Genomic DNA, 554 nt, shown 5'->3' with positions numbered 1-554 from the left:
ACGACTCGCAAGTGGCGATCCCGCTGGCCACGATCACGATGCAGCGCGTGACCCACTTGTACGACCTGATGGACGCGGCGTATGACAGTACGCTCATCCGGGAGCACAGCCGCGGGCTGGGCCATGTGCCGTTGATCGATCACAACCCGGGCCGAGGCGAGAAGATCCCGTTCGCTCCCCACCAGGCGCAGCGATTCAAGGAACGCAGCACCGTCGAGCGCGTCAACGCGCGCCTGAAAGACGATTTCGGCGCCCGCCGCATCAACGTGCGTGGTTCGGTCAAGGTGATGGCGCACCTGATGTTTGCCGTACTGGCCCTGACCGCAGACCAACTCTTGCGATGGGTCACGTAGCGCACCGCGCAACCTCCCATGGGACCGCAGACTCCATCGGAGTCCGATGCTCTTTGTCTGACGGACGGCGCCATGGACATTTCTTGACCACATCAGCCCAAGCAGACTGCTGCGGAACCTTCGATGGGGTCAAAAAACAACCGACGACGCACGGGTTGATCCGGTTAGACCGGTTTCAGCGGGAATTTTGCAAGCGGCTCA

At 61.7% G+C, this 554-nt stretch carries 1 protein-coding gene; it reads left to right on the top strand.

The features are described from left to right. A partial coding sequence (locus AC3WTD_RS18535) for a transposase (protein WP_492614665.1) occupies positions 1 to 353 on the top strand: 353 nt, incomplete at its 5' end. Positions 354 to 554 lie beyond the last annotated feature (201 nt).

Source organism: Rhodanobacter sp. FW106-PBR-R2A-1-15 (assembly GCF_058789735.1).
This window is presented reverse-complemented; position numbering and strand designations above follow the sequence as displayed.